General features: G+C 38.3%; 1 protein-coding gene. It reads right to left on the reverse strand.

What is annotated here, in order from left to right; genetic code table 11:
- On the reverse strand, positions 1-358 hold a 358-nt coding region (locus tag SB775_RS27980), incomplete at both ends, for a YegS/Rv2252/BmrU family lipid kinase (protein WP_410864413.1).

Here is a 358-nt window from a genome sequence, read left to right on the forward strand (position 1 = left end):
CTTGTAGTAATTTCCCATCATACTCAATTTCAACATATGTTGGATGTAATGACGGTAACATTTCGATTCCTTTTAAATAGTAAGCAAGTTGGCCTAATACCGTCTTTAGCTTGCTTGGCACTTCATATGTTAATTCTGTAATACGGCCGCCACCAGCGATATTAATGAAATATGTATCATTTGCTCTACCAAGATCTAACGGAACTGTTTTTCCTTCACAAATAATATCCGCAGCCTCTTCAATAGCACGAGGTACACCGATCGCACGCGCAAAATCATTTGTCGTTCCAACTGGAATAATTCCAAACTTTGGACGATGTTCATGTCCTACTAAACCATTCACCACTTCATTTAATGT

It is taken from the genome of Peribacillus sp. SIMBA_075 (assembly GCF_046534585.1).